This window comes from Streptomyces phyllanthi, from assembly GCF_009377205.1.
In the GTDB taxonomy this organism is placed as follows: Bacteria; Actinomycetota; Actinomycetes; order Streptomycetales; family Streptomycetaceae; genus Streptomyces; species Streptomyces phyllanthi.
Genome location: NZ_VJZE01000785.1, coordinates 1 through 2,457 on the forward strand (window position 1 = coordinate 1; position 2,457 = coordinate 2,457).

At 67.6% G+C, this 2,457-nt stretch carries 2 protein-coding genes; both read right to left on the minus strand.

What is annotated here, in order from left to right:
- Positions 1 to 46 precede the first annotated feature (46 nt).
- Positions 47 to 1,414, minus strand: coding sequence for an ABC transporter substrate-binding protein (locus FNH04_RS44815; RefSeq protein WP_152791969.1), 1,368 nt, complete (start codon positions 1,412 to 1,414; stop codon positions 47 to 49).
- A 160-nt stretch (positions 1,415 to 1,574) separates the two neighbouring features.
- Entirely contained in the window at positions 1,575 to 2,429 is an 855-nt protein-coding gene (locus tag FNH04_RS44820) for a dioxygenase family protein (RefSeq protein WP_152791970.1), read from the minus strand.
- Positions 2,430 to 2,457 lie beyond the last annotated feature (28 nt).

The following is a 2,457-nucleotide window of genomic DNA, read 5'->3' on the forward strand; positions in this document are numbered from 1 at the left end:
CCGCCTCCCCGTGCCCTTGACGGGCACCGCCGTCGTCACGGTGAGGTCACCCACGGCTCTCCACTGCTCCGTCGGTCGCGCTCTTGACCGCTTCGTCGTAGTCGCCCGCGGCCTTCTCCGGGGTCGCCTGACCGGTCGTCACCGCCTCCATCGCTTCCTGGATGGCGGTGGAGACCTGCGGGTAGACCGGCAGCGCCGGGCGGTAGTGGGTGTACTGGACCAGGCCGGTGAAGAAGTCGACCCCGGGCATGGACTTCTGGTACCGGGGATCGGCAGCGACGTCCTTGCGTACCGCGATGCCCGCGTTGCGGATGCAGTACTCGACAGCGTTGTCCTCGGTCTGCATCGTCTTGATGAAGTCGAAGGCCGTGTCGGGGTTCTTGGACTTGGCGGGGATCGCCCAGGTCCAGCCGCCGGACAGGGTCACCGTACCCGGGGCCTGGCCGTTCTGGGTCGGCATGGCCGTGGTGCCGAGCACCTTGTCCCATTCGGGCCAGGGCCTGGCGCCGGTCTCGATCCAGTTGTTGCCCATCCACGACCCGTCGAGGTCGATGGCGAGCTTGCCCGCCGGCAGCAGCTCGGTCGCCACCGTGCTGCCGAAGTTGGCGTCGAGGGCGTCCTCGACGTCGGGGCCCAGCTTCTCCCTGAACACCGTGTCCACGAAGCCGAGGGAGTCCTCGAAGCCCTTGCTGCCGGTGATCCACTTCTTCGACGAGGGGTCGTACAGCGGGTCCTCACCGGTGCCGTACAGCAGCATCTCGAAGCCCTGCATGGTGGCGGCCTCACCCGCGGCCTTCCCGGTGTAGACGTTGATCGGGGTGACGCCGGGAAGTTTCTTCTTGACGGTGCGGGCCGCGTCCAGCACGTCGTCCCAGGTCTTCGGCTTCCAGTCGGTGGGCAGCCCGGCCTTCGCGAAGAGCTGCTTGTTGTACCAGAGACCGCGGGTGTCGGTGCCGTCCGGAACGCCATACGTCTTGCCGTCCTGGCCCTTGGCGGCGGCCTTGGCGGTGTCGACGAACTGGCTCCAGTCCTTCCAGCCCTTCAGATACTCGTCGATCGGGAGGAGATAGCCGCTGGCGATGTCGGCGTTGATCAGGAAGGTGTCCTCGTAGACCAGGTCGGGCGCGGTGCGCGGGGAGCGCATCATCAGCTGGATCTTGGAGTAGTAGTCGTTCTCCGAGGCCTGGATGGGGACGAGCTCGACCTTCTTGCCCTTGTTGGCCTTCTCGAACTGCTTCTTCACCAGCGCCAGGTAGTTGTCCATGACCCGGGACTTGTTGTCGACCTGGCGCCAGTACGCGACCTTGACGGTGTCGCCCGAGCCGGCCCCGGAGGAGCCTCCGCAGGCGGTGAGTCCGATGGCGAGTGCCCCGCTCAGCGAGACGGCGAACAGTGCTCTGAGGTGCGCGTTCATGTGCTCCTCGCAAGGAGAAGGCCCTTGGCGTGCAAGGGAACCGGCGCGAACTGTGCGGCCGAAAGTACGGCCAGTTGATTGATAGAGTCAACTGGCCTGCACGGTATTGGTTGTTCAATTCACCATGTTCCCGCGCCGCGCCCTCTCCGGGGTGTGGGCCTCAGTCCCTCCTGAGGACGATGTCGAAGCTCGCCGAGGTCCATGTCCTGTCCGGACGGCTGCCGTCCGGAGCCCGTGTACCGGCCTCGTGGCGGTCGAAGGGACGGATGAGCGACTGCTTCACACCGAAGACGGAGTCGGAGCGCAGATACGGGTCGTCCGCGACGAAGATGTGCGTGATGAGCGGGCGGTGGCCGGGCGCCGTCACCTTGAAGTGCAGATGGGGTGCGCGCATCGGGGAGCGGCCGGCGTGTTCGAGGAGACGGCCGACGGGGCCGTCGTCCGGGATCGGGTACGGCGTGGGGGTGAGCCCCCAGAACCGGTAGCGTCCCTCGGCGTCGGTGAACAGATGCGCACGACCCGCGAGCGCGCCATCCTCGTACTGGACGTCGTACATGCCGTCGTCGTCGGCCTCCCACACCTCGATACGGGCCCCGGCGACCGGCGTGCCGTGGACGTCCGTGACCGTGCCGCTGATCCACGAGGGCTCGCCGGCCGCGCCCCGCGCGATGTCGCCGCCGGGCTCTATGCGGGGCGAGTCCTGGACGAAGAACGGGCCGAGCACCGTGGACTCCGTCGCGTCGCCGGTGGCCGGCTCGTTCACCGCCACGGTGAGCATGGAGATGCCGAGGACGTCCGAGAGCAGGACGAATTCCTGGCGGGTGTCGGTCGTGATGTGCCCGGCGGCCGTCAGGAACCCGATCGCCGCGTTCCACTCGTCCTCGGTGAGCCGGGTCTCGCGTACGAACGCGTGCGCGTGCCGTACGAGCGCCCGCATCAGCTCGCGGAACCGCTCGTCCTTCGCGGCGTCGAAGCTCGCGACGACCTGGTCCGTCACTTCCTGTTCGTCTGTCATCGCTGTGCTCTTTCGTTCGGGCGGGGGC

Excerpts from the sequence above, each read along its gene's own strand:
- FNH04_RS44815 (WP_152791969.1), bottom strand. The coding sequence starts at position 1,414 with ATGAACGCGCACCTCAGAGCACTGTTCGCCGTCTCGCTGAGCGGGGCA.
- FNH04_RS44820 (WP_152791970.1), bottom strand. The coding sequence starts at position 2,429 with ATGACAGACGAACAGGAAGTGACGGACCAGGTCGTCGCGAGCTTCGAC.